Here is a 20,619-nt window from a genome sequence, read left to right as displayed (position 1 = left end):
GTGATCTCCTGGGCATAAGTTGCCCGCGTTTGGCATTAGCCTGTCGTTGTTATCATGCTGTAGGGGTACAATGTGTCGCTTCGTTATTTAACATTTTAATTATTTGTTCTTTACATGAATTAAACAATTGCCCGATGCGTGAAGCAATAAAACACGGAACGGAAATAATAAAAGGTGAATTCGCGCAGGTTATTTCAGCAATTGAACGCATAAAAAAGCCGCGTCAGTGACGCGGCTCAAATTAAGTGGTTTGACCTTTAACGAAGGGCCTGACAGATGGCCTGGCCAACCTGTGATGTGGTGGCGGTCCCTTTCATATCCGGTGTTTTAGGACCACTGGCAATGACCTGTTCAATCGCCGCCACGATCCCATCGTGAGCAGCCTGATAATTTGCATCACCGTTGCCGAGGAAATCCAGCATCATGGCTCCCGCCCAGATTGTGGCAATCGGGTTGGCGATATTCTTGCCGTAGATATCTGGTGCCGAACCGTGTACCGGTTCGAACAACGATGGAAAGGTGCGTTCCGGGTTTAAGTTTGCAGAAGGGGCAATACCAATTGTCCCTGTGCAAGCAGGGCCTAAATCGGAAAGGATATCGCCAAACAGGTTCGAGGCGACCACCACGTCAAAGCGTTCAGGCTGCATAACAAAACGGGCGCACAGAATATCGATATGCTGCTTATCCCAGCGAATCTCAGGATATTGAGCTGCCATGGCTTCAACGCGTTCATCCCAGTAGGGCATACTGATGGCAAGACCGTTTGATTTGGTTGCAGAGGTTAACGTTTTGCGTGGACGGCTCTGGGCCAGTTCGAACGCGTAACGCAAAATGCGGTCGACTCCACGACGGGTGAAGACGGATTCCTGAATGACCACTTCATGCTCGGTTCCTGCGTTTACTCGCCCGCCCAGTGAAGAGTATTCCCCCTCGGTATTCTCGCGCACGACATAAAAATCAATGTCGCCTGGTTTTTTTCCTGCCAGTGGACAGGGAACGCCGGGGAACAGGCGAACCGGACGCAGGTTGACGTACTGATCGAATTCGCGCCGAAACTTGAGTAATGATCCCCATAATGAGATGTGATCCGGCACGGTATCTGGCCAACCGACAGCTCCAAAATAGATAGCATCGAATGATTTTAGCTGCTCATGCCAGTCATCCGGCATCATTTTTCCGTGATGCGTATAGTATTCGCAGCTGGCCCATTCCATTTGCTCAAAGCTGAGCGACAAATCCCAACGCTCCGCAGCCGCCTGTAACACATTAATGCCTTCAGGCAGGACTTCTTTACCAATACCATCTCCGGGAATAGCGGCAATACGACAGGTTTTCTTCATAGCAGCTCTCACTTGTACGCCATCAAAATTGACTTTCCCCTTATCCTATAATTGACTGATTAAGAGTTAATCCCCCTAACTGGTGAAACATAAAACACAGATCATGAATAATCTGCCGCTGCTAAATGATTTACGCGTCTTTATGCTGGTTGCCCGTCGTGCAGGATTTGCCGCTGTTGCTGAGGAGTTGGGCGTTTCTCCCGCGTTTATCAGCAAGCGCGTTGCGCTGCTTGAACAGACGCTGAATGTCGTGTTGTTACACCGCACCACGCGGCGAGTGACCATCACGGAAGAGGGAGAGCGGATCTACGAATGGGCACAGCGGATCCTGCAGGATGTGGATCAGATGATGGATGAGTTGTCTGATGTCCGGCAGATCCCTCAGGGTATGTTGCGCATTATCAGTAGCTTTGGCTTTGGTCGCCAGGTGGTGGCGCCTGCACTGTCTGCACTGGCGAAACAGTATCCGCAGCTGGAGCTAAGATTCGATGTTGAGGATCGGTTGGTGGATCTGGTTAATGAAGGTGTCGATCTTGATATTCGTATTGGTGATGATATTGCTCCTAATTTGATAGCACGAAAGCTGGCGACTAATTATCGCATCCTGTGCGCTTCACCAGAATTTGTGACGCAATACGGTGCGCCTAAGCAACTGAATGAACTGGCAAGCTTTCCCTGCCTGGTAATTAAAGAACGTGATCATCCGTTTGGCATCTGGCAATTGCGTAATAAAGAAGGTGAGCACTCGATTAAAGTGACGGGTCCATTATCATCTAATCACGGTGAGGTTGTTCATCAGTGGTGTCTGGATGGGCAGGGTATTGCGCTGCGTTCGTGGTGGGATGTATGCGACAACATTACTAGCGGACATCTGGTTCAGATATTACCAGAGTATTATCAGCCAGCTAATATCTGGGCTGTATATGTTTCTCGCCTGGCGACATCGGCCAAAATTCGTATTACGGTTGAGTTTTTGCGCCGCTATTTTGAGGAGAATTACCCCAGGTTTTCTCTGGAATAAATGCGAGTTGGCTGGGGGAAAAATAAAAAAGGCAGAATAATCTGCCTTTTTGCTGCTGACCATACTCTTTTACAAAAGACGTTATTTAGACTCTTCTGCTTCAGGTAATGTCACGTTAAGTTCGAGGATAGAAATATCGCCGTCTTTTTGTTCAAGTTGTACGGTGACCATTTCGGGGTCAATTTGTACATACTTACAGATAACGTCGAGAATATCTTTCCTCAACTGCGGTAAATAATGCGGCTCGGCGTCACTGCGACGACGTTCCGCAACAATAATCTGCAGTCGCTCTTTAGCGATGTTTGCTGTGCTCTTTTTCCGCGAGAGAAAAAAATCCAGTAATGCCATAACTTATCCTCCGAACAGGCGTTTGAGGAAACCTTTCTTCTCTTCTTCAATGAAGCGGAAAGGACGTTCTTCTCCCAACAGACGGTCTACGGTATCTGCGTAGGCTTTGCCGGCATCAGCATTGATGTCGAGAATAACCGGCTCACCCTGGTTAGACGCGCGCAGGACTGACTGATCTTCAGGAATCACGCCGACCAGCTTGATTCGCAGAATCTCCAGTACATCTTCCATGCTGAGCATGTCGCCTTTGTTTACGCGGCCCGGATTGTAGCGCGTAAGTAACAGGTGCTCTTTAATCGGATCTTCACCATTTTCAGCGCGACGAGATTTCGACGCCAGAATACCCAGAATACGGTCAGAGTCACGTACGGATGAAACTTCCGGGTTGGTGGTGATGATAGCTTCATCAGCAAAATACAGGGCCATCAACGCGCCGGTTTCAATACCTGCCGGGGAGTCGCAGACGATGAAATCGAAGCCCATCGTTTTCAGATCATCCAGAACTTTTGCGACGCCTTCGCGCGTCAGCGCGTCTTTATCGCGAGTCTGTGAGGCCGGAAGAATAAAGAGATTTTCGGTACGCTTATCTTTGATTAACGCCTGATTTAACGACGCATCGCCCTGGATCACGTTGACGAAGTCGTAAACGACGCGGCGTTCACAACCCATAATCAAATCAAGATTACGCAGGCCGATATCAAAATCAATAACGACAGTTTTCTTTCCCTTCTGGGCCAAACCTGTAGCGATGGCCGCGCTGGAGGTTGTTTTGCCAACGCCCCCTTTACCCGAAGTAACAACAATAATGCGTGCCATAGAAATTCCTTGTTAAAAAGGGATCAATTCAACGGTTGAACTGTCAAAGCGTTCTCTGCTAATTGCAGACGAGCCGCTTTGCCATAAAATTCTGCTGGGATATTATCACTCAGCCAATATACACCTGCGATAGACACCAGTTCTGCCGTCAGATGGGTACAAAAAATTTGTGCTTCCCGGTCACCGCTGGCGCCCGCCAGTGCACGGCCTCTCATCACACCATACACGTGAATGTTACCATCAGCGATAAGCTCAGCGCCTGCGCTGACGTGGCTTGTAACAATCAGATCACATTGTGGTGCATAAATACGCTGACCGGAACGAACCGGTACATTTATTAATCGCGTTTTTGTGATGGGAGTAACGTTTTGTGGTGGCGCGGCAGGGGCCGGGGTATTAACTGGCGCGGCACGGATGGTTTTTTCTTTACCTTCAGTGAGTAAAGGAAGACCCAATTCGTCTATTTCAGCCTTAAGTTTGGCGTCTTTACAGCCGCTGACGCCAATAATACGCAGGCCGGTAGATGCGACCACTTTTTGCAGCGCCGGCCAGTTTACCGGGCTTTCAAGGCCACTGACGTTGATCACCACGGGAGCATGTTTTAAAAAAGCAGGTGCCTGCGCGATTTTGTCTTCCAACGCCTGACGAATAACCTCGGGTTCTGCTTCGTGCAAGTGAACCACTGATAAGGTGAAGCTACTGCCTTTAAGCTCGATTGGCGTGTTTGACATCCTGGCCTTACTCAATTTGCTATTTATCATCCCCAGCGCGGGGTGATATTCCGAAGACTATAAGGCATGTTATAGTCAGTATTATATTGAGGCAAGCCACCATTCCCTGAATTCAGAGTAAAAGATATGTTTTGTGTGATCTACCGAAGCAGCAAACGTGACCAGACCTATTTATATGTCGAAAAAAAAGACGATTTCTCACGCGTTCCTGAAGAACTGATGAAAGGATTTGGTCAACCGAAGCTGGCAATGATTTTACCGCTTGATGGCCGTAAAAAACTCGTCAACGCCGATCTTGAAAAAGTAAAACAGGCGTTAACTGAGCAGGGCTATTATTTACAATTACCGCCACCGCCAGAAGATTTACTCAAACAGCATCTGTCTGTGGTTAAACAAAATACACCAGACGTTAAACCTTAAACTGTATCCGGCAGTAGCGTGTCCCATCGATGCAGTTTATGAAATCAATGACTACGTTAGGGGAAAGTAATGTATCAACATCACAACTGGCATGGTGCTCTGCTGGATTACCCGGTAAGTAAAGTGGTTTGTGTAGGCAGCAATTATGCAAAGCATATTAAAGAGATGGGTAGTGCAACGCCCGATGAACCGGTCCTGTTCATAAAACCTGAAACCGCACTGTGCGATCTGCGTCAGCCGCTGGTGATCCCGGCGGATATGGGATCTGTTCACCACGAAGTTGAGCTGGCGGTGCTGATTGGTTCGACTCTGCGCCAGGCGACGGAAGAGCACGTGCGCAAAGCCATCGCTGGCTATGGTGTGGCTCTGGATCTGACCCTGCGTGATATTCAGGGCAAAATGAAGAAGGCGGGTCAGCCGTGGGAGAAAGCGAAGGGATTTGATAACTCCTGTCCGTTGTCTGGCTTTATTCCTGTTTCGGAATTTAACGGCGATCCGCAAAATACGCAGCTCGGTCTGACAGTAAACGGTGAAAAACGTCAGCACGGTTCCACAGCGGATATGATCCATCAAATTGTCCCGTTGATTGCCTATATGAGCCGTTTCTTCACGCTTAAAGCGGGTGATGTTGTGCTGACGGGGACGCCGGAAGGTGTTGGGCCATTGCACAGTGGCGATGAGCTGGCTATTAGTTTCCATGGTCAGACTCTCACGACCCGAGTGCTGTAATCTCTTCTTGCCGCCTTTTCGGGCGGCAAAACTTGCATCAGCGTGCCAGACTGGTTATAAGGTGCAGCTTTATTGCAATAGCGGATACCCTGATGAGCGACAAACCTTTCTGGCAAAGCAAAACCCTGGATGAAATGACCGATGCCGAGTGGGAGTCATTATGTGATGGGTGTGGTCAATGCTGTCTGCATAAGCTGATGGATGAGGACACCGACGAAATTTACTTTACCAACGTCGCCTGTCGTCAGCTCAACATTAAAACCTGCCAGTGCCGTAATTACGAACGCCGATTCGAATATGAGCCTGATTGTATTAAGTTAACGCGTGATAATCTCCCGACTTTTGAATGGCTACCGATGACCTGTGCCTATCGTCTGTTAGCGGAAGGTAAGGGGTTACCAGACTGGCACCCGTTGCTGACAGGTTCTAAAGCGGCAATGCATGGTGAACGCATTTCGGTACGGCATATTGCAGTGAAAGAATCGGAAGTGTATGACTGGCAGGACCATATTTTGAACAAACCTTCATGGGCGGAATGAACCGCCCATTGATCAGCAGGCGTTGAAGATTAAGACTTTTTCGCCTGATACATCTCATCTCCGTGGTTGTCATCTTCAACCCAGAAATTAATATTGAATTGTGCATCGTCACTTAATTCAACACGATGCCAGTACTGCGGTGGGCTGGTTGCGAACTGACCGGCATTGATAACTACCTTCACCTCAGGTTCTGTCGCTTCTTCATTGGCGAAACCGTAATAGGTTACCGTTCCTTCCATCACGCAGAGTTGTCCAAAGACACCTGCTGCCGTGTTGTGGTGAGAAAGCAATGCTGCAGGGACATTGTCTTTAGTAAAGAAGGGTGTAGAGCGTTTAACTTTCCAGTTTGCCGGGATGCGTAAGTGGGACATAAGACATCTCCTTGGTGTGGCATTTATAAGATGTATTTAATATACATCTTATAAATGCCACCAGGCAACGACATTATGGTAAAAAAAACGCTCCCGGAGGAGCGTTCTGTTAGCGGCCGAAGAGGTCGCGTTTTTTCGGTTTAAACGGCTGAGCAATCAACACCAGCACGGCGACAATGAGATAAGCAGCAAAAATCCCCAATAGCCACTGCGGCATTTCCAGGGTTAAAAAGGACCATTGACGTTCAGCACAATCACCGGATGCGAGGAATACCTGCGGCAGCCATTTATCCAGTGGTAACCAGCTCGGGAAACGCGCGGCAAAATCACAGGTCATAAAGGGTGACGGGTGAAGCTGAATCATCGTATGTTCATACGCCAACTGCAGGCCGCGCCATGCACTGTAAATCCAGATAATGATTGCTACGTAGCGCAGCGGTGTTTTCGGCGCGATTGCCCCCACCACTCCAGCACCCATCACGCCGAATAATGCACTACGTTCGTAAATACACAACACGCAAGGTTTAAGCAGCATAACGTGCTGGAACCACAGCGCGACCAGTTCCAGAGCCAAAGCGGTGAGTGCCAACAATAACCATGCCCCACGACCACGGGAACACTGGTTTAAAAATCGCAACATAATAATTTCCCTGCAACATGCGTAGAGACCGCAGTTTAAACCAATTCAATTTAAGCGCCACTAGCGACAATTGAAATATTGTGTAATTGGATAATTATCATGCAAAAAGTCAAACCGGGCAGTGATTTGCCCGGTGAATTGCTATGAAAGTGTGGCTAACCAGCCTGTTTGTGTCATCCACTCGGTCACCGGGACGAGCGTAAACTCCACGCAGAGAAGCCCAACCAGTGTCAGAACGAGCGTATAAGGCAGAGCCATCCATACCATGCGGCCATAGGAAAGTCGAATCAACGGTGCCAGTGCGGAGGTCAGCAGGAACAGAAAAGCCGCCTGACCATTAGGCGTGGCGACGGAAGGCAGGTTGGTGCCGGTATTGATCGCTACGGCTAACAGCTCAAACTGATTAAGGCTGATTGTTCCGTGTTCCATCGCCGCTTTCGCTTCGTTGATATAAATTGTCCCAACAAAAACGTTATCGGAGATAGAAGAGAGTAGGCCGTTGAAGAGATAGAACAGGGTGAGCTGTGCGTGCTCTGATGACTGTAAAACAAACTGAATAATCGGCGCGAAGAGTTGCTGATCGATAATCACGGCAACAATAGAGAAAAATACGGTGAGCAGTGCGGTGAACGGCAGCGATTCGGTGAATGCTTTCCCAATGGCATGCTCGTCGGTTACACCGGTTAAAGAGGTTGCCAGGATGATAACAGACAGGCCAATCAACCCGACTTCTGCCAGATGCAGAGCCAGGGCGACCACCAACCAGACGCCGATAATCGCCTGAATGATCAGTTTAATTTTATCCTGGCGGGTGCGCTGCAGGCGGCTTTGATCGTCAAACTGCTGCAGGACTTCACGTACCGTCTCTGGCAGCGTTTCACCGTAGCCGAACCAACGTAATTTCTCGACCAGTACGCAGGTTAACAGTCCACAAATCAATACCGGGACGGTTACTGGCGACATGCGCAGGAAGAAGTCACCGAAATGCCAGCCCGCTGCTTTAGCGATAATCAGGTTTTGCGGTTCTCCCACCATGGTCATCACGCCACCCAGCGCTGTACCGACCCCCGCGTGCATCATCAGGCTGCGCAGAAAACCGCGGAACTGCTCAAGCACGGCTTTATTATGCTGATCGATATGGCTGTCATCGAGCATATTATTATCTTCACCACGGGAAGAGGCGATGCGATGGTAGATGCCATAAAAACCTACCGCCACGCTTATTACCACTGCAACAACAGTCAATGCATCAAGGAACGCGGAAAGGAAGGCTGCGGCAACACAAAAAGCCAGCGACAGCATCATTTTGGAACGGATGCTGAGCAGCAGTCGGGTAAAAATAAACAGCAGCAACTGCTTCATAAAGTAGATGCCTGCCACCATAAACATCAGCAGCAATAACACTTCCAGATTGGCGGCAACCTCTTCGCGAACATGTGCGGCGCTGGTCATGCCGATGATCACGGCTTCAATGGCCAACAGCCCACCCGGTAGCAGCGGATAACATTTTAGCGCCATTGCCAGCGTAAAAATGAATTCAGCAACCAGTAACCAGCCAGCGACAAACGGGTTGATGAAAAATATGACCGGATTAACGATTAAGAAGACAAGTAATGCGAGTTTGTACCAGTCTGGCGACTGGCCCAAAAAGTTGCGCCACAACGCGCGACTCCAGGAGAGCTCCATGGCAGTTTCCCTTACCTATAAAAATGAAATCATGTTTTTATGTTTGACCGCAAAGCTTAGCGGGACGAAGGATTGCAGGCAAGCTCTTCACGTGACGCCTCGCGGCAGATGTACTTCAGCGTTATCCGGAAAATGAAGCCTTGATCCACTTTTTCTTCATGGTGTCAGCTATCAGCTATGTAACCCGTCTGGTATGATAACTGTAACTATGTTTTGCTGTGTAATGGAATTATTACTATGGTCATTAAGGCGCAAAGCCCGGCGGGGTTCGCGGAAGAGTACATCATTGAAAGTATCTGGAATAACCGCTTCCCCCCTGGCACTATTTTGCCCGCAGAACGTGAACTCTCTGAACTCATCGGAGTCACACGAACCACGTTGCGTGAAGTATTGCAACGCCTGGCGCGGGACGGCTGGTTGACCATTCAACACGGTAAACCGACGAAAGTGAATAATTTCTGGGAAACGTCCGGGCTGAACATCCTGGAAACGCTGGCGCGCCTCGATCATGAGAGTGTCCCGCAGTTGATTGATAATTTGCTGTCGGTGCGAACCAATATCTCGACGATCTTTATTCGTACTGCGTTCCGCCAGCATCCGGACAAAGCGCAGGACGTTCTGGCGACGGCGAATCAGGTTGCCGATCATGCTGACGCATTCGCCGATCTGGACTACAACATTTTCCGCGGCCTGGCATTTGCGTCCGGTAACCCGATTTATGGTCTGATCCTGAACGGAATGAAAGGGCTGTATACGCGTATTGGCCGTCATTACTTTGCCAACCCGGAAGCCCGTGGTCTGGCGCTGAATTTCTACCGTAAACTGTCAGAGCTGTGTGAGCAGGGTTCTCATGACCAGGTATATGAAACGGTGCGCCGCTATGGTCACGATAGTGGTGAAATTTGGCATCGTATGCAGAAGAATCTGCCGGGTGATTTAGCTATTCAGGGCCGCTAATCGCTAATCGCTAATCGCTAAATGCCGGATGACAGCGTCATCCGGCATTAGATTTTACAGACCGTTCATTCTTGGCGGGCAACGCTCCAGTAGTTCAACGCTCCCATCCTCATTCTGTTGTTCCAGCGTCACATCAAATCCCCACAGACGATGTACATGTTTCAGCACCTCTTTACGTCCTTTATCCAACGGCGCGCGGTTATGCGGGATATAGCGTAAGGTGAGGGAACGATCGCCGCGCAGATCAACATTCCAGATTTGAATATTTGGCTCCAGGTTGCTCAGGTTATATTGCGACGACAATCTGTTGCGGATTTCACGATAACCCTCTTCGTTGTGAATTGCTGAAATCTCCAGATAGTTATGCCTGTCATCATCCAGCACGGTGAACAGACGGAAATCACGCATCACTTTCGGTGACAGGAACTGACTGATAAAGCTCTCGTCTTTAAAATCGCGCATCGCGAAATGCAGAGTTTCCAGCCAGTCGGAACCGGCAATATCCGGGAACCAGTATTTATCCTCCTCGGTAGGCGACTGACATATACGCTTGATATCCTGGAACATTGCAAAACCGAGGGCATAGGGGTTGATTCCGCTATACCATGGGCTGTTGTACGGTGGCTGGAATACCACATTGGTATGGCTGTGAAGAAACTCCAGCATAAACCGCTCGGTGACTTTACCTTCATCATAAAGGTGGTTAAGGATGGTGTAATGCCAGAATGTCGCCCAGCCTTCGTTCATCACTTGGGTCTGTTTCTGCGGATAAAAATACTGACTCACCTTACGCACGATGCGCAGGACTTCTCGCTGCCAGGACTCCAGCAGCGGGGCGTTTTTCTCCATGAAGTACAGCAGGTTCTCCTGTGGCTCAGAGGGATAACGCCGCGCTTCAAACACGGTTTTCTCTTCCTCTTTTTTCGGCAAGGTACGCCACAGCATATTCACCTGACTTTGCAGATATTCTTCACGGCTTTTTTGCCGGGCTTTCTCTTCCTGTAATGATATTTTTTGTGGGCGTTTATAGCGATCAACGCCGTAATTCATCAGCGCGTGACAGGAGTCGAGCAGTTTTTCAACTTCATCAACCCCGTAGCGCTCTTCGCACTGGGTAATGTAGTTCCGCGCGAAAATCAGATAATCGACAATCGAGCTGGCGTCGGTCCAGCTGCGGAAAAGGTAATTATTTTTGAAAAAGGAGTTGTGCCCGTAGCAGGCATGCGCCATCACCAGCGCCTGCATGGTAATGGTGTTCTCCTCCATCAAATAAGCGATACATGGGTTAGAGTTAATGACAATCTCATAGGCCAGTCCTTGCTGCCCATGCTTATACAAACGTTCGGTTTCAATAAACTTTTTACCAAACGACCAGTGAGGATAGTTGATCGGCATCCCGACGCTGGAGTAGGCGTCCATCATCTGCTCGGAGGTGATCACCTCGATTTGGTGCGGGTAGGTATCCAGCTTATAGAGTTTCGCCACGCGGTCTATTTCCGCCAGATAGACATCCAGCAGATCAAACGTCCAGTCGGGTCCATCGCTCAACCGTGTGGTGTCCTTGTTCATGGAATCAATCGTAGCCATTCGCGCACCCTCATTGTTGGCGGCACTCTCTGTCTGGAGTACCTCATTTCAAGCATAGAACACGGTGTTAAAAAGCGTGCTCAAGCAGAAAATTTTTCTTTGCGATATCTCATCAGCGTGGAGTCGAAAAACGCAATAATCACAAAATTTTATGCTGGATAAAAATAACGCGTAGCAGGAGATCCCAAACCAGAGAGTTCCCTGCAATCACCGCTATGTGTGAGATAGGTCACCATAAAAAAGCCATATGTTGAATAATATTTTCAACTGAGTTATCAAGATGTAATTAGAAGATTGTTCTTTTACTGTTAACGGAGTGGCTATGCGAGTTGTCATACTGGGAAGTGGTGTCGTTGGCGTGACCAGCGCCTGGTATTTAAGTCAGGCTGGACACGATGTCACCGTCATTGATCGTGAGCCTGGCCCTGCACTGGAAACCAGCGCGGCGAATGCGGGGCAAATCTCTCCAGGTTATGCCGCACCCTGGGCGGCGCCGGGTGTACCGCTAAAAGCAATTAAGTGGATGTTTCAGCGCCATGCTCCGTTAGCCGTTCGCCTTGACGGTACGCAGTTCCAGCTGAAATGGATGTGGCAAATGCTGCGTAACTGTGACACCAGCCATTACATGGAAAACAAGGGTCGTATGGTACGCCTGGCGGAGTACAGCCGCGATTGCCTGAAGGCACTGCGCGCGACGACGGGCATTGAGTATGAAGGTCGTCAGGGTGGGACGTTACAACTTTTCCGCACCGCGCAACAGTATGAGAACGCCACGCGTGACATCGCCGTCCTGGAAGATGCTGGAGTACCTTATCAGTTGCTGGAAGCTAACCGCCTGGCGGAAGTCGAACCGGCGCTGGCTGAAGTCGCGCATAAGCTGACCGGCGGATTGCGCTTACCTAATGACGAAACCGGAGACTGCCAGTTGTTTACCCAGCGGCTGGCGCAAATGGCGGAGCTGGCGGGCGTTAAGTTTCGCTACAACACGCCGGTTGATAAGCTGCTGAGCGAAGGCGAGCAGATATACGGCGTGCAGTGCGGAGATGAAATCATCAAAGCCGATGCCTATGTGATGGCGTTTGGCTCTTACTCCACGGCAATGCTGAAAGGGATTGTTGATATCCCTGTGTATCCGCTTAAGGGCTATTCGTTGACTATACCAATTGCCGAGGAAAATGGTGCACCGGTTTCCACTATTCTTGATGAAACCTACAAAATCGCCATTACCCGTTTTGATAACCGTATTCGCGTTGGCGGTATGGCAGAGATTGTGGGCTTCAATACGGAGTTATTACAGCCGCGTCGTGAAACGCTGGAGATGGTGGTGCGCGATCTCTTCCCGCGCGGTGGTCATGTGGAGCAGGCGACCTTCTGGACCGGACTGCGCCCGATGACGCCGGACGGTACGCCAGTCGTGGGGCGTACCCGCTTTAAGAATCTGTTGCTCAATACCGGTCACGGCACACTGGGGTGGACAATGGCCTGTGGCTCAGGCCAGCTCCTGAGCGATATTCTGTCCGGGCGCACTCCCGCGATACCGTACGACGACCTGAGCGTGGCACGTTACAGCCCTGGATTTACTCCGTCACGTCCTCGGCATTTACACGGCGCACATAACTGATAAGGACGCGAGATGACCCGCCCGATACTGGCCAGCATTGACCTGCAGGCGTTGAAACAAAATCTGGCAATTGCGCGCCAGGCTGCACCGGACGCCCGCGTCTGGTCAGTGGTAAAAGCTAATGCGTACGGACACGGCATAGAACGTGTCTGGAATGCGCTGGGAACGACCGACGGTTTCGCCATGCTCAATCTTGAAGAGGCGATAACCTTGCGCGAGCGTGGATGGAAAGGCCCGATCCTCATGCTGGAGGGCTTTTTCCATGCTGAAGACCTGACGGTGTATGACACGTATCGTCTGACCACCTGTGTACACAGTAACTGGCAGCTTAAGGCGTTGCAGAATGCCCGCCTTAACGCGCCGCTGGATGTTTATCTGAAGGTTAACAGCGGCATGAACCGACTGGGTTTTTTACCGGAACGGATATTGACCGTCTGGCAACAGCTGCGGGCGATGCCTAACGTCGGTCAAATGACGCTGATGTCACATTTTGCGGATGCTGAACACCCGGATGGCATTCAGGAGGCGATGACGCGGATCGGGCTGGCGACGGAAGGACTGGAGTGCAAACGTTCGCTGTCTAACTCGGCAGCGACGCTGTGGCACCCGGAAGCGCATTTTGACTGGGTTCGTCCGGGTATAATTTTGTACGGCGCATCTCCGTCCGGGCAATGGCGTGATATTGCCAACACAGGTCTTAAACCCGTCATGACGTTGAGCAGCGAAATCATTGGTGTGCAGACGCTGAAAGCGGGGGACCGGGTCGGTTACGGCGGGCGTTACACTGCCAGCGGTGAGCAGCGAATAGGAATTGTGGCTACCGGCTACGCCGACGGTTATCCGCGTCATGCAGCAAGCGGTACGCCAGTGCTGGTGGACGGTGTGCGAACCAGTACGGTAGGAACGGTATCCATGGATATGCTGGCCGTTGATCTGACACCGTGTCCACAGGCAGGAATAGGTACGCCTGTAGAGCTGTGGGGGAAAGAGATCAAAATCGATGATGTGGCAGCAGCGGCAGGTACGGTGGGCTATGAGTTAATGTGTTCGCTGGCGCTGCGTGTGCCTGTTGTGACGGTGTAACTTTACACATGGCCGGATGGTATTTATGCTAATCCGGCCCACGAAAGTTACGGTCAGTTCAGTTATTCACTCTCTTCTTCGGCCACCCTCACACCGACCTTCAATACCGCATTATCCTCTTTTTCAGCAACGGTCCAGATCATGCCGGCAAACTCCACCTGGTCGCCCACAACCGGTGCTGCACCTAACAGTTGCTGGACAATTTCACCCAACGTTTGTTGTTTTTCGCGGTACTCGGTGCCATCTTCCAGCCCATAAATCAGCGCGACGTCAGCATATTTGGCACTGGCTTCGAGAATAAAATCACCAAAAAACCGTTGGTCTAATGCCACCGGAGGTGACTGGCTGAACAGCTTGCCTAATGCCGGGAGGTCGCGTTCGCGGCCAATCACGCACAAAACATCGCCCTCACGCAGACGGGTACTGCCTGACGGGTGAAACAGCACGTTGTCGCGAAACAGTGCCGCAATTCGTGTTTCCTCTGGCATATGCAGATCACGCAATGCTGCACCAACGCACCATTTGTCTGCACTAAGCTGATAAACGAACTGCTCCCAGGGGTTATCAGGATGAATATCCAGGCCAATACGGGATACAGGCCAGCCGACCGGGGGGACCACCACTTTGGCTTTTTTCGCGGCCCAGGAAAGTGACGTGCCCTGAAACAGTAGCGAGATCAACACCACGAAGAACGCGACGTTAAAGAACAGCCGCGCATTTTCCAGCCCGGCCATCATGGGGAATACGGCCAGAATAATCGGTACCGCGCCGCGTAAGCCAACCCAACTGATAAAAATTCTCTCGCGCAGATTGAAGCCCCGAAACGGCAACAGCCCGGCGAACACTGACAACGGGCGGGCAAAGAAAATCATCCAGGCAGATAAAATCAGCGCCGGCACTGCAATTGGCAGCAGGTCGGACGGCGTAACCAGCAGTCCCAACACCAGAAACATCGCGATTTGCGCCAGCCAGGCCAGGCCGTCAAAGTTTTGCAGAATACCAAACCGGTTGCGAATAGGGCGATTGCCAAGCAAAAATCCGCACAGATAGACCGCCAGAATTCCACTTCCTTCGAGTGCGGTAGTGACGGCAAAAACGAGGATCCCACCGCTCAACGCCAGCAGCGGATAGAGTCCGGCAGGCAGCGAAATTCGGTTAATCATTTGCAACAGCAGATAACCACCGCCGAGACCGAGTGCGATACCCAGACCAAATTGCTGGATAATATGCACCGCGAACATCCAGCTTAAGCCGGTCTCATGGTTTTGGATCATTTCGATAAGTGTGATGGTCAGAAATACCGCCATCGGATCGTTGCTACCTGATTCTATTTCCAGCGTGGAACCGACACGTTCGTTAAGTCCCTTACCACCGAGCAGAGAGAAGACTGCCGCGGCATCAGTTGACCCGACAATCGCACCAATCAACAGCCCTTCGATAAGATCCAAATGAAACAGCCATGCGGCCATCATGCCGGTTAACCCTGAGGTAACCAACACCCCGATGGTTGCCAGCGATAACGCCGGACCTAGCGCAACGCGAAAGGAGCTGGCCTGGGTTCGCATCCCGCCATCGAGCAGGATTATCGCCAGCGCCAGGTTACTCACCATGTAAGCGAAAGGGTAGTTATCGAAAGGAATACCGCCAATACCGTCCACGCCCGCCAACATACCGATAGCGAGAAATATCACCAGAATAGGGATACCAAGGCGTGATGAGAATGAACTGAGTAAAATACTACAAGTGACGAGGACGGAACCTAAAATAAAAAGGCTGATAATTGCTGCGGCATCCAACGTTCGTTTACTCCTGAATTACGCTGTTTCGTATTAATAACACCCTAACATAATAACGACAGAAACAGCGTTTTACTTAGCCCTGGATGAAGCTTTTTTTACGATTTAATCACCGGATGTCCGGTCAGTGTGAGCTGACTGCCGTTTTTATCATTTTTCAGCACTGCATTAGCGCCCAGCGGTAGCGTGACGGTACGTTGCTCATGGCCAAAATCGAGGCCGCTAATCAATGGCACAGACAGTCTGGAACGTAGAAACGTACAGGCTGCATCCAGATCGTAACCGGCGTCGTAATCATTCGGCGTACTGCCGCTAAAACTGCCCAGAATGATGGCGTTCTGGCGAGCTAAAATACCCGCGTTATACAACTGCAGGAGCATACGTTCTACGCGGAATGGGTGCTCGTTAATGTCTTCCAGCACCAAAATACCGTTATCGATAGCTGGCATCCACGGCGTACCTATCAGCGACATGAGCATCGCCAGATTTCCCCCCCACAACGTTCCTTCAGTCGCGCATTCAGGGCCATTACCCTGCCAGTCGACTGTAAATTGCGCATTGCGCAGCGCCAGCCAGAAATGCTGTTCAGTAAACGGATCCATCTCCTCGGCACCGAAGTTTGCTGCCAGCATCGGACCGCTGAAGGTGATGACATTGCCCTGCGCCAGCAGACCACACTGAATTGCCGTAAAGTCGCTGTGCCCGCAGATAAGCAACGGATCGTGTTGCTGTCTGGCGGCCAGCGCCTGCCAGTCAATATCCTCCAGCAAACGACTGGCGCCGTAGCCGCCGCGTACCGGCATCACAATGGTATTGGGCGTTTTCAGGTCAACGAGTGAATTTACATCCGCCAGTCGTTCTGCTTCGGTACCGGCAAAACGCTGGTAGCGACGGGCAATAACTGCAGAGTTTTCGACCTGATGACCAGCTTCAGTAAGACGCTGAAGCCCGCGTAACGCCGCTTGCTGGTTGAGACAGTAGCCCGAAGGGGCAATTAAGTGAAACCGGGACATGGCATTTCCTTGCTACAACTAAAACCAAATGTATATCATGCCGCGTAGGTATGTCGTTGTCACCTCAGCGACAGGTTCCGGCTATAAGGATAGATGACGTGAAATTGAGATGGTTTGCTTTTTTGGTTGTATTACTTGCGGGCTGTAGTTCAAAACAGGATTACAAAAATCCGCCATGGAATGCTGAAGTTCCGGTAAAACGCGCAATGCAATGGATGCCTATTAGTGAAAAAGCCGGCGCGGCCTGGGGGGTTAGCCCACAATTGATTACGGCTATCATCGCGATTGAATCGGGTGGTAACCCAAATGCCGTCAGCAAATCCAATGCAATTGGACTGATGCAATTAAAAGCCTCCACTTCGGGACGGGATGTATATCGTCGCATGGGATGGAGTGGAGAGCCGTCTACCAGTGAGCTGAAAAACCCTGAGCGAAATATCTCTATGGGTGCAGCATACCTGAGTATTCTGGAAAATGGACCATTAGCTGGGATCGAAGATCCACAGGTAATGCAATATGCCCTGGTAGTGTCATATGCCAACGGTGCCGGCGCGCTTCTGCGGACATTCTCCTCCGACAGGAAAAAGGCTATCAGCAAAATAAACGATCTTAGTGCCGATGAGTTTGTCGAACACGTTGCCGATAACCATCCTGCGCCGCAGGCTCCACGCTATATCTGGAAGCTTCAGCAAGCGCTGGATGCCATGTAGTTAGCGTGATGCTATTCGCGCACCTTATTAGATTTTTCCCGGGCTTCGCGCTCAAGTGAAAAAATAATCCGCTGTAATTCCCGCTCCACCGCCGGGCCAACGTTGAGAAAACGGAAGCTCAGGCGGGGAGTGGTGATGGTCTCATTTTTCCCGTCAATAACTTTGCGTTCGCTAATGGAGATGAGCTGGGCGTCAACATGATATACCCCCCATCGTTCCATATTCAGTTCAACTTGCGAGAAGCGCATCCCTTCCGTCAACCCCTCGGGTTTTGCCTCTTCTAACAATGCGCCCATCCCGCCGAGAGACAGATCGAATAAGCGGAAACGCAGAATACTGTTGTCCGGCATTTTTGCCGTGCAGTGATAGGGAGGATGCAGTGGAGCACAGATGCGAAAATACTCCCGACGCTGGATGAACCATAGCGCAGGCGGCAGTGATGAGATAAATGCCGGCAGCCGCTGATACTCGCCTTTTTTGAGCTCTGGCAGGGTGAATTCAACCTTGGCCCCCTGCGTTTCGGCGATTATCGAAATTTGATTCGCGCGTTGTACGGCGTGGTTTTCATATTCCTGACTGCCAAAATCCATGATCAGTTCGTCAGGGTTAACAGCGAGGATCTTGCTGATGAACTGACCTCCTGACCAGGAGATACGCAGTGGAACCTGGTTGATATTTAAGTCCCGGAGCACGCCTAACACCGCTAATGGATTTTGCTTCAGGAACTGCTCATTGTAGTTGCTCACACCTAATGACTCCTGGATGCCTGGTTTGTCGTTGGATTATCGGCATCACGTGACGGAACTTAATACAAATGGATGAAATTTTTTATCAAATCCACGGAATTACGTCTGAATGAAAACGCACTGCCTATACTTAACCTAGTGGCGCAGGAATGTCTTGCGCGTGCATTCACTGGAAAGAGGGCCTGAAAATGGGAATTATTGCCTGGATTATTTTTGGTCTGATTGCGGGGGTGATCGCCAAACTGATCATGCCGGGTCGTGATGGTGGTGGGTATATCCTGACCTGTATTCTCGGTATCGTCGGGGCCGTGGTTGGTGGATGGCTGGCAACAATGTTTGGTCTCGGTGGTGATATCAGTGGATTTAACCTCCACAGTTTCCTGGTGGCTGTCGTTGGTGCGATTGTCGTGCTGGGTGTTTTCCGCCTTGTGCGCAGAAATTAATCGAACGGCCCCTCGGGGCCGTTTTTCTGAAACAATAATAGCTAGAATTTATACTCAACGCCTGCCCAGTAATTGCGACCTTCTTCGATAAACCCTTCGCTATACACATATTGCGTATCAAACAGGTTATTGACCGATGCGTTAACGCTAAAACCGTGACCGATGGCGTAGTCGGCACGTAAATGGGTGATGGCAAAACCTGCTGCTTTTTGTGAGCCATCCGTATTACTGTAGCTCGAGGAACGTGCCTCTTCGGACAGCGTGATGCTGAGCGGATCCCAGGGTTTTAGCGTCATCCAGGCTGTGAGCGTTTGCGTAGGCAGGTCGGTAATCTTGCCGATATCACTGCGTTTGGCGTCTGCATGGATGAGTCCATAGCTTAACCCGACGTCCAGCATATCAAAGACGTTACCTTTGACACCCGCATCCAGACCAGTGTAATCCACGCGACCGCTGTTCTGATTCTGGATAGTGTCTGCATCAATATTGTGCGAAAGAATCGCATCGGTAATGCGGTTGTAATACACGCTGACTTCAAATCCCCAGTCCTGTGTGAGCGAACCATTCCAGGTCAGGTCGACGCTGCGGGCACGTTCAGGTTTTAGCTGTGGATTAACAAGTGCCACCTGGTTATAAGCGGGTTTCGACGTGGTGTAACGTTCTTTGAGCGTCGGAAAGCGCGTTCTGTCAGAGTAAGAAAGCGCCAGGGTGTCAGAATTTTCAAAGTGATATTTGGTCATCACCTGCCAGTTAAATGCCGACTGATTGTTGTCATCATAATGGGTGACGCTACCGTTTTTCTCATGCTTCATCCCCTCCAGACTGTCGCGCCAGTCGTAGCTTATACCCGCGACGACATCGACACTGTCCGCTGCTGCCCACTGGTATTCACTGGCGACAGACCAGGTACGGTCTTCGTAACGATCGTAAGCAGCGTTCGGCGCGCCTTTTTCGCGGTGAACATCGTCTTTCCAGTTAACAGCAAAAGAGAGCAGATCGTTTTCACGCATATCGGCGGCGAGCTGCAGGCCAGCCCCGTCGCTATAGTCAGAATAGTGGCTGTAGCTGCCTTTCTTATTTTTTAAATCAGCAACAGAGTTGTACATCATCAGGGTATTTTCAAAGGTGTCGCGATAAAGTCGACTTTTCAGGGTAAAGCGATCGCCCAGATGTGTCGTGCCCTGGTAGTAATAACTCTCTTTATCATATTGTGGCCACTGCCAGTAGCGTGATTTCTGGCTGCTGGTACCGGCGTAGGGAGGGTTATCTTTTTCGCCGTCCTGGTTGATGTAGGTGAGGACATATTCATCATTGTCACGCGGGGTGAAACCCAGTTTAACGATCCCGCGTTTATCATCAGCGGATGAGTTAATCATTTTACCATTGCGACCCGCCACCGGGTTATCCGTACCATGCGGCAAGCCGAGAAAATCTTGCTTCAGTTGGCTACCGCTAAGCTGGATATATCCCAAGTCGTTACTGGCACCAAATGAGGCGTGCATATCGTGGGCATTGTCTTTACTGCGACTCCAGCCCTGACGATATCCGATACTGCCCTCAACGGGTTTCGTCGGTTTTTTAGTGGTGATGTTGATAGCGCCACCCATCTGGTTTGGTCCCTGAAGCAAGGATGAGTAACCTTTAGAGACTTCAACTGTGGCGATATCAGAGGTGAGAAAACGTCCTAAATCCAGGTTGCCATCATAGGGGATATAAACAGGAACACCGTCGAAAAATACCGGCACCTGACGGCTATCAAAGCCGCGTACTTTCACCTGCTGTTCGTTACGGTTGCCTGATTTTTGTAGCACTACACCGGGGATAACACTCAACGCCTGGGCAACGTTTTGCTTGTCCAGATCCTGCATTGTTTCCTGTCCAAGTACCGTCGTGCTGGCCGCAGAGGCTGGACTTGACCAGACAGTCATCGTTTCGCTTTCTGGCCCGGCGTAAGCATTCTGTGCAAAAACAAACGACAGCGCTGTGTAAAGAAAACTCTTGTTGAAATTCATTATTTTTAGT

General features: G+C 50.5%; 21 protein-coding genes. 9 read left to right on the top strand and 12 right to left on the bottom strand.

Annotated elements, in window-relative coordinates:
• Nucleotides 1-257: 257 nt before the first annotated feature.
• Nucleotides 258-1,340 (bottom strand): tartrate dehydrogenase, encoded by a 1,083-nt coding sequence (locus AACS05_RS13245; RefSeq protein WP_045443899.1) that lies wholly within the window; start codon nucleotides 1,338-1,340, stop codon nucleotides 258-260.
• A gap of 103 nt (nucleotides 1,341-1,443) precedes the next feature.
• Here AACS05_RS13245 and AACS05_RS13240 point away from each other — a divergent pair, with 103 nt between their 5' ends.
• Nucleotides 1,444-2,361 carry a LysR substrate-binding domain-containing protein gene (locus AACS05_RS13240; protein WP_045443897.1) on the top strand — a complete coding sequence of 306 codons (918 nt, stop codon included), beginning with the start codon at nucleotides 1,444-1,446 and terminating at the stop codon, nucleotides 2,359-2,361.
• A gap of 81 nt (nucleotides 2,362-2,442) precedes the next feature.
• Here the strand turns inward: AACS05_RS13240 and minE are convergent, their stop codons facing one another.
• From minE to minC, 3 genes are read right to left on the bottom strand one after another with little or no spacing between them, the layout of a single operon-like run.
• Entirely contained in the window at nucleotides 2,443-2,709 is a 267-nt protein-coding gene (gene minE / locus AACS05_RS13235) for a cell division topological specificity factor MinE (RefSeq protein WP_003833739.1), read from the bottom strand.
• A 3-nt stretch (nucleotides 2,710-2,712) separates the two neighbouring features.
• The gene (gene minD / locus AACS05_RS13230; protein ID WP_045443887.1) at nucleotides 2,713-3,525 is read right to left on the bottom strand and encodes a septum site-determining protein MinD; all 813 of its coding nucleotides are present in this window, start codon (nucleotides 3,523-3,525) and stop codon (nucleotides 2,713-2,715) included.
• 23 nt (nucleotides 3,526-3,548) lie between these two features.
• A complete protein-coding gene (minC, locus tag AACS05_RS13225) occupies nucleotides 3,549-4,256 on the bottom strand; it encodes a septum site-determining protein MinC (protein WP_045443885.1) in 708 nt (235 codons plus the stop codon).
• Between the two features lie 126 nt (nucleotides 4,257-4,382).
• Between minC and AACS05_RS13220 the strand changes: the two genes are divergently transcribed.
• The 3 genes from AACS05_RS13220 (at nucleotide 4,383) to AACS05_RS13210 (ending at nucleotide 5,944) form a co-directional block, all read left to right on the top strand.
• Nucleotides 4,383-4,676, top strand: coding sequence for a YcgL domain-containing protein (locus tag AACS05_RS13220; protein ID WP_045443883.1), 294 nt, complete (start codon nucleotides 4,383-4,385; stop codon nucleotides 4,674-4,676).
• 69 nt (nucleotides 4,677-4,745) lie between these two features.
• Nucleotides 4,746-5,405, top strand: coding sequence for a fumarylacetoacetate hydrolase family protein (locus tag AACS05_RS13215; RefSeq protein WP_045443881.1), 660 nt, complete (start codon nucleotides 4,746-4,748; stop codon nucleotides 5,403-5,405).
• A gap of 92 nt (nucleotides 5,406-5,497) precedes the next feature.
• Nucleotides 5,498-5,944: a YcgN family cysteine cluster protein gene (locus AACS05_RS13210; RefSeq protein WP_045443879.1), complete on the top strand. Its 447-nt coding sequence runs from the start codon at nucleotides 5,498-5,500 to the stop codon at nucleotides 5,942-5,944.
• Between the two features lie 29 nt (nucleotides 5,945-5,973).
• On the opposite strand, the gene AACS05_RS13205 is transcribed toward AACS05_RS13210, so the two are convergent.
• The 3 genes from AACS05_RS13205 to nhaB all read right to left on the bottom strand — a co-directional run bounded on the left by AACS05_RS13205 (nucleotide 5,974) and on the right by nhaB (nucleotide 8,641).
• Nucleotides 5,974-6,315 (bottom strand): DUF1971 domain-containing protein, encoded by a 342-nt coding sequence (locus AACS05_RS13205; RefSeq protein ID WP_045443877.1) that lies wholly within the window; start codon nucleotides 6,313-6,315, stop codon nucleotides 5,974-5,976.
• A gap of 109 nt (nucleotides 6,316-6,424) precedes the next feature.
• Entirely contained in the window at nucleotides 6,425-6,955 is a 531-nt protein-coding gene (dsbB, locus tag AACS05_RS13200) for a disulfide bond formation protein DsbB (RefSeq protein ID WP_045443875.1), read from the bottom strand.
• A 141-nt stretch (nucleotides 6,956-7,096) separates the two neighbouring features.
• A complete protein-coding gene (nhaB, locus tag AACS05_RS13195; RefSeq protein ID WP_045443873.1) occupies nucleotides 7,097-8,641 on the bottom strand; it encodes a Na(+)/H(+) antiporter NhaB in 1,545 nt (514 codons plus the stop codon).
• A 237-nt stretch (nucleotides 8,642-8,878) separates the two neighbouring features.
• Between nhaB and fadR the strand changes: the two genes are divergently transcribed.
• Complete coding sequence (gene fadR / locus AACS05_RS13190; RefSeq protein WP_045443868.1) at nucleotides 8,879-9,598, top strand: fatty acid metabolism transcriptional regulator FadR; 720 nt, start codon at nucleotides 8,879-8,881, stop codon at nucleotides 9,596-9,598.
• 54 nt (nucleotides 9,599-9,652) lie between these two features.
• On the opposite strand, the gene AACS05_RS13185 is transcribed toward fadR, so the two are convergent.
• Nucleotides 9,653-11,185 (bottom strand): SpoVR family protein, encoded by a 1,533-nt coding sequence (locus AACS05_RS13185; protein ID WP_045443867.1) that lies wholly within the window; start codon nucleotides 11,183-11,185, stop codon nucleotides 9,653-9,655.
• A 322-nt stretch (nucleotides 11,186-11,507) separates the two neighbouring features.
• Here AACS05_RS13185 and AACS05_RS13180 point away from each other — a divergent pair, with 322 nt between their 5' ends.
• Complete coding sequence (locus AACS05_RS13180; protein WP_045443866.1) at nucleotides 11,508-12,806, top strand: D-amino acid dehydrogenase; 1,299 nt, start codon at nucleotides 11,508-11,510, stop codon at nucleotides 12,804-12,806.
• 12 nt (nucleotides 12,807-12,818) lie between these two features.
• Nucleotides 12,819-13,889 (top strand): catabolic alanine racemase DadX, encoded by a 1,071-nt coding sequence (gene dadX, locus AACS05_RS13175; RefSeq protein WP_045443863.1) that lies wholly within the window; start codon nucleotides 12,819-12,821, stop codon nucleotides 13,887-13,889.
• 62 nt (nucleotides 13,890-13,951) lie between these two features.
• Here the strand turns inward: dadX and AACS05_RS13170 are convergent, their stop codons facing one another.
• Both AACS05_RS13170 and ldcA read right to left on the bottom strand, forming a co-directional pair.
• Nucleotides 13,952-15,685 (bottom strand): potassium/proton antiporter, encoded by a 1,734-nt coding sequence (locus AACS05_RS13170; protein ID WP_045443861.1) that lies wholly within the window; start codon nucleotides 15,683-15,685, stop codon nucleotides 13,952-13,954.
• A 98-nt stretch (nucleotides 15,686-15,783) separates the two neighbouring features.
• A complete protein-coding gene (gene ldcA, locus AACS05_RS13165) occupies nucleotides 15,784-16,698 on the bottom strand; it encodes a muramoyltetrapeptide carboxypeptidase (protein ID WP_045443859.1) in 915 nt (304 codons plus the stop codon).
• A 98-nt stretch (nucleotides 16,699-16,796) separates the two neighbouring features.
• On the opposite strand from ldcA, the gene emtA reads away from it, so the two are divergent.
• Nucleotides 16,797-17,408, top strand: coding sequence for a membrane-bound lytic murein transglycosylase EmtA (gene emtA, locus AACS05_RS13160; RefSeq protein WP_045443855.1), 612 nt, complete (start codon nucleotides 16,797-16,799; stop codon nucleotides 17,406-17,408).
• Nucleotides 17,409-17,419: 11 nt separating this feature from the next.
• On the opposite strand, the gene ycgR is transcribed toward emtA, so the two are convergent.
• Nucleotides 17,420-18,154 carry a flagellar brake protein YcgR gene (ycgR, locus tag AACS05_RS13155; protein ID WP_045443852.1) on the bottom strand — a complete coding sequence of 245 codons (735 nt, stop codon included), beginning with the start codon at nucleotides 18,152-18,154 and terminating at the stop codon, nucleotides 17,420-17,422.
• Between the two features lie 188 nt (nucleotides 18,155-18,342).
• Here ycgR and AACS05_RS13150 point away from each other — a divergent pair, with 188 nt between their 5' ends.
• Nucleotides 18,343-18,597, top strand: coding sequence for a GlsB/YeaQ/YmgE family stress response membrane protein (locus tag AACS05_RS13150; RefSeq protein ID WP_045449665.1), 255 nt, complete (start codon nucleotides 18,343-18,345; stop codon nucleotides 18,595-18,597).
• 41 nt (nucleotides 18,598-18,638) lie between these two features.
• Here AACS05_RS13150 and AACS05_RS13145 read toward each other — a convergent pair whose 3' ends face one another.
• Nucleotides 18,639-20,609, bottom strand: a complete 1,971-nt coding sequence (locus AACS05_RS13145; RefSeq protein WP_045443849.1) for a TonB-dependent receptor plug domain-containing protein — start codon at nucleotides 20,607-20,609, stop codon at nucleotides 18,639-18,641.
• Nucleotides 20,610-20,619: the final 10 nt, after the last annotated feature.

This window comes from Citrobacter sp. S-77 (genome assembly GCF_963864895.1).
GTDB lineage: Bacteria > Pseudomonadota > Gammaproteobacteria > Enterobacterales > Enterobacteriaceae > Citrobacter > Citrobacter murliniae.
This window is presented reverse-complemented; position numbering and strand designations above follow the sequence as displayed.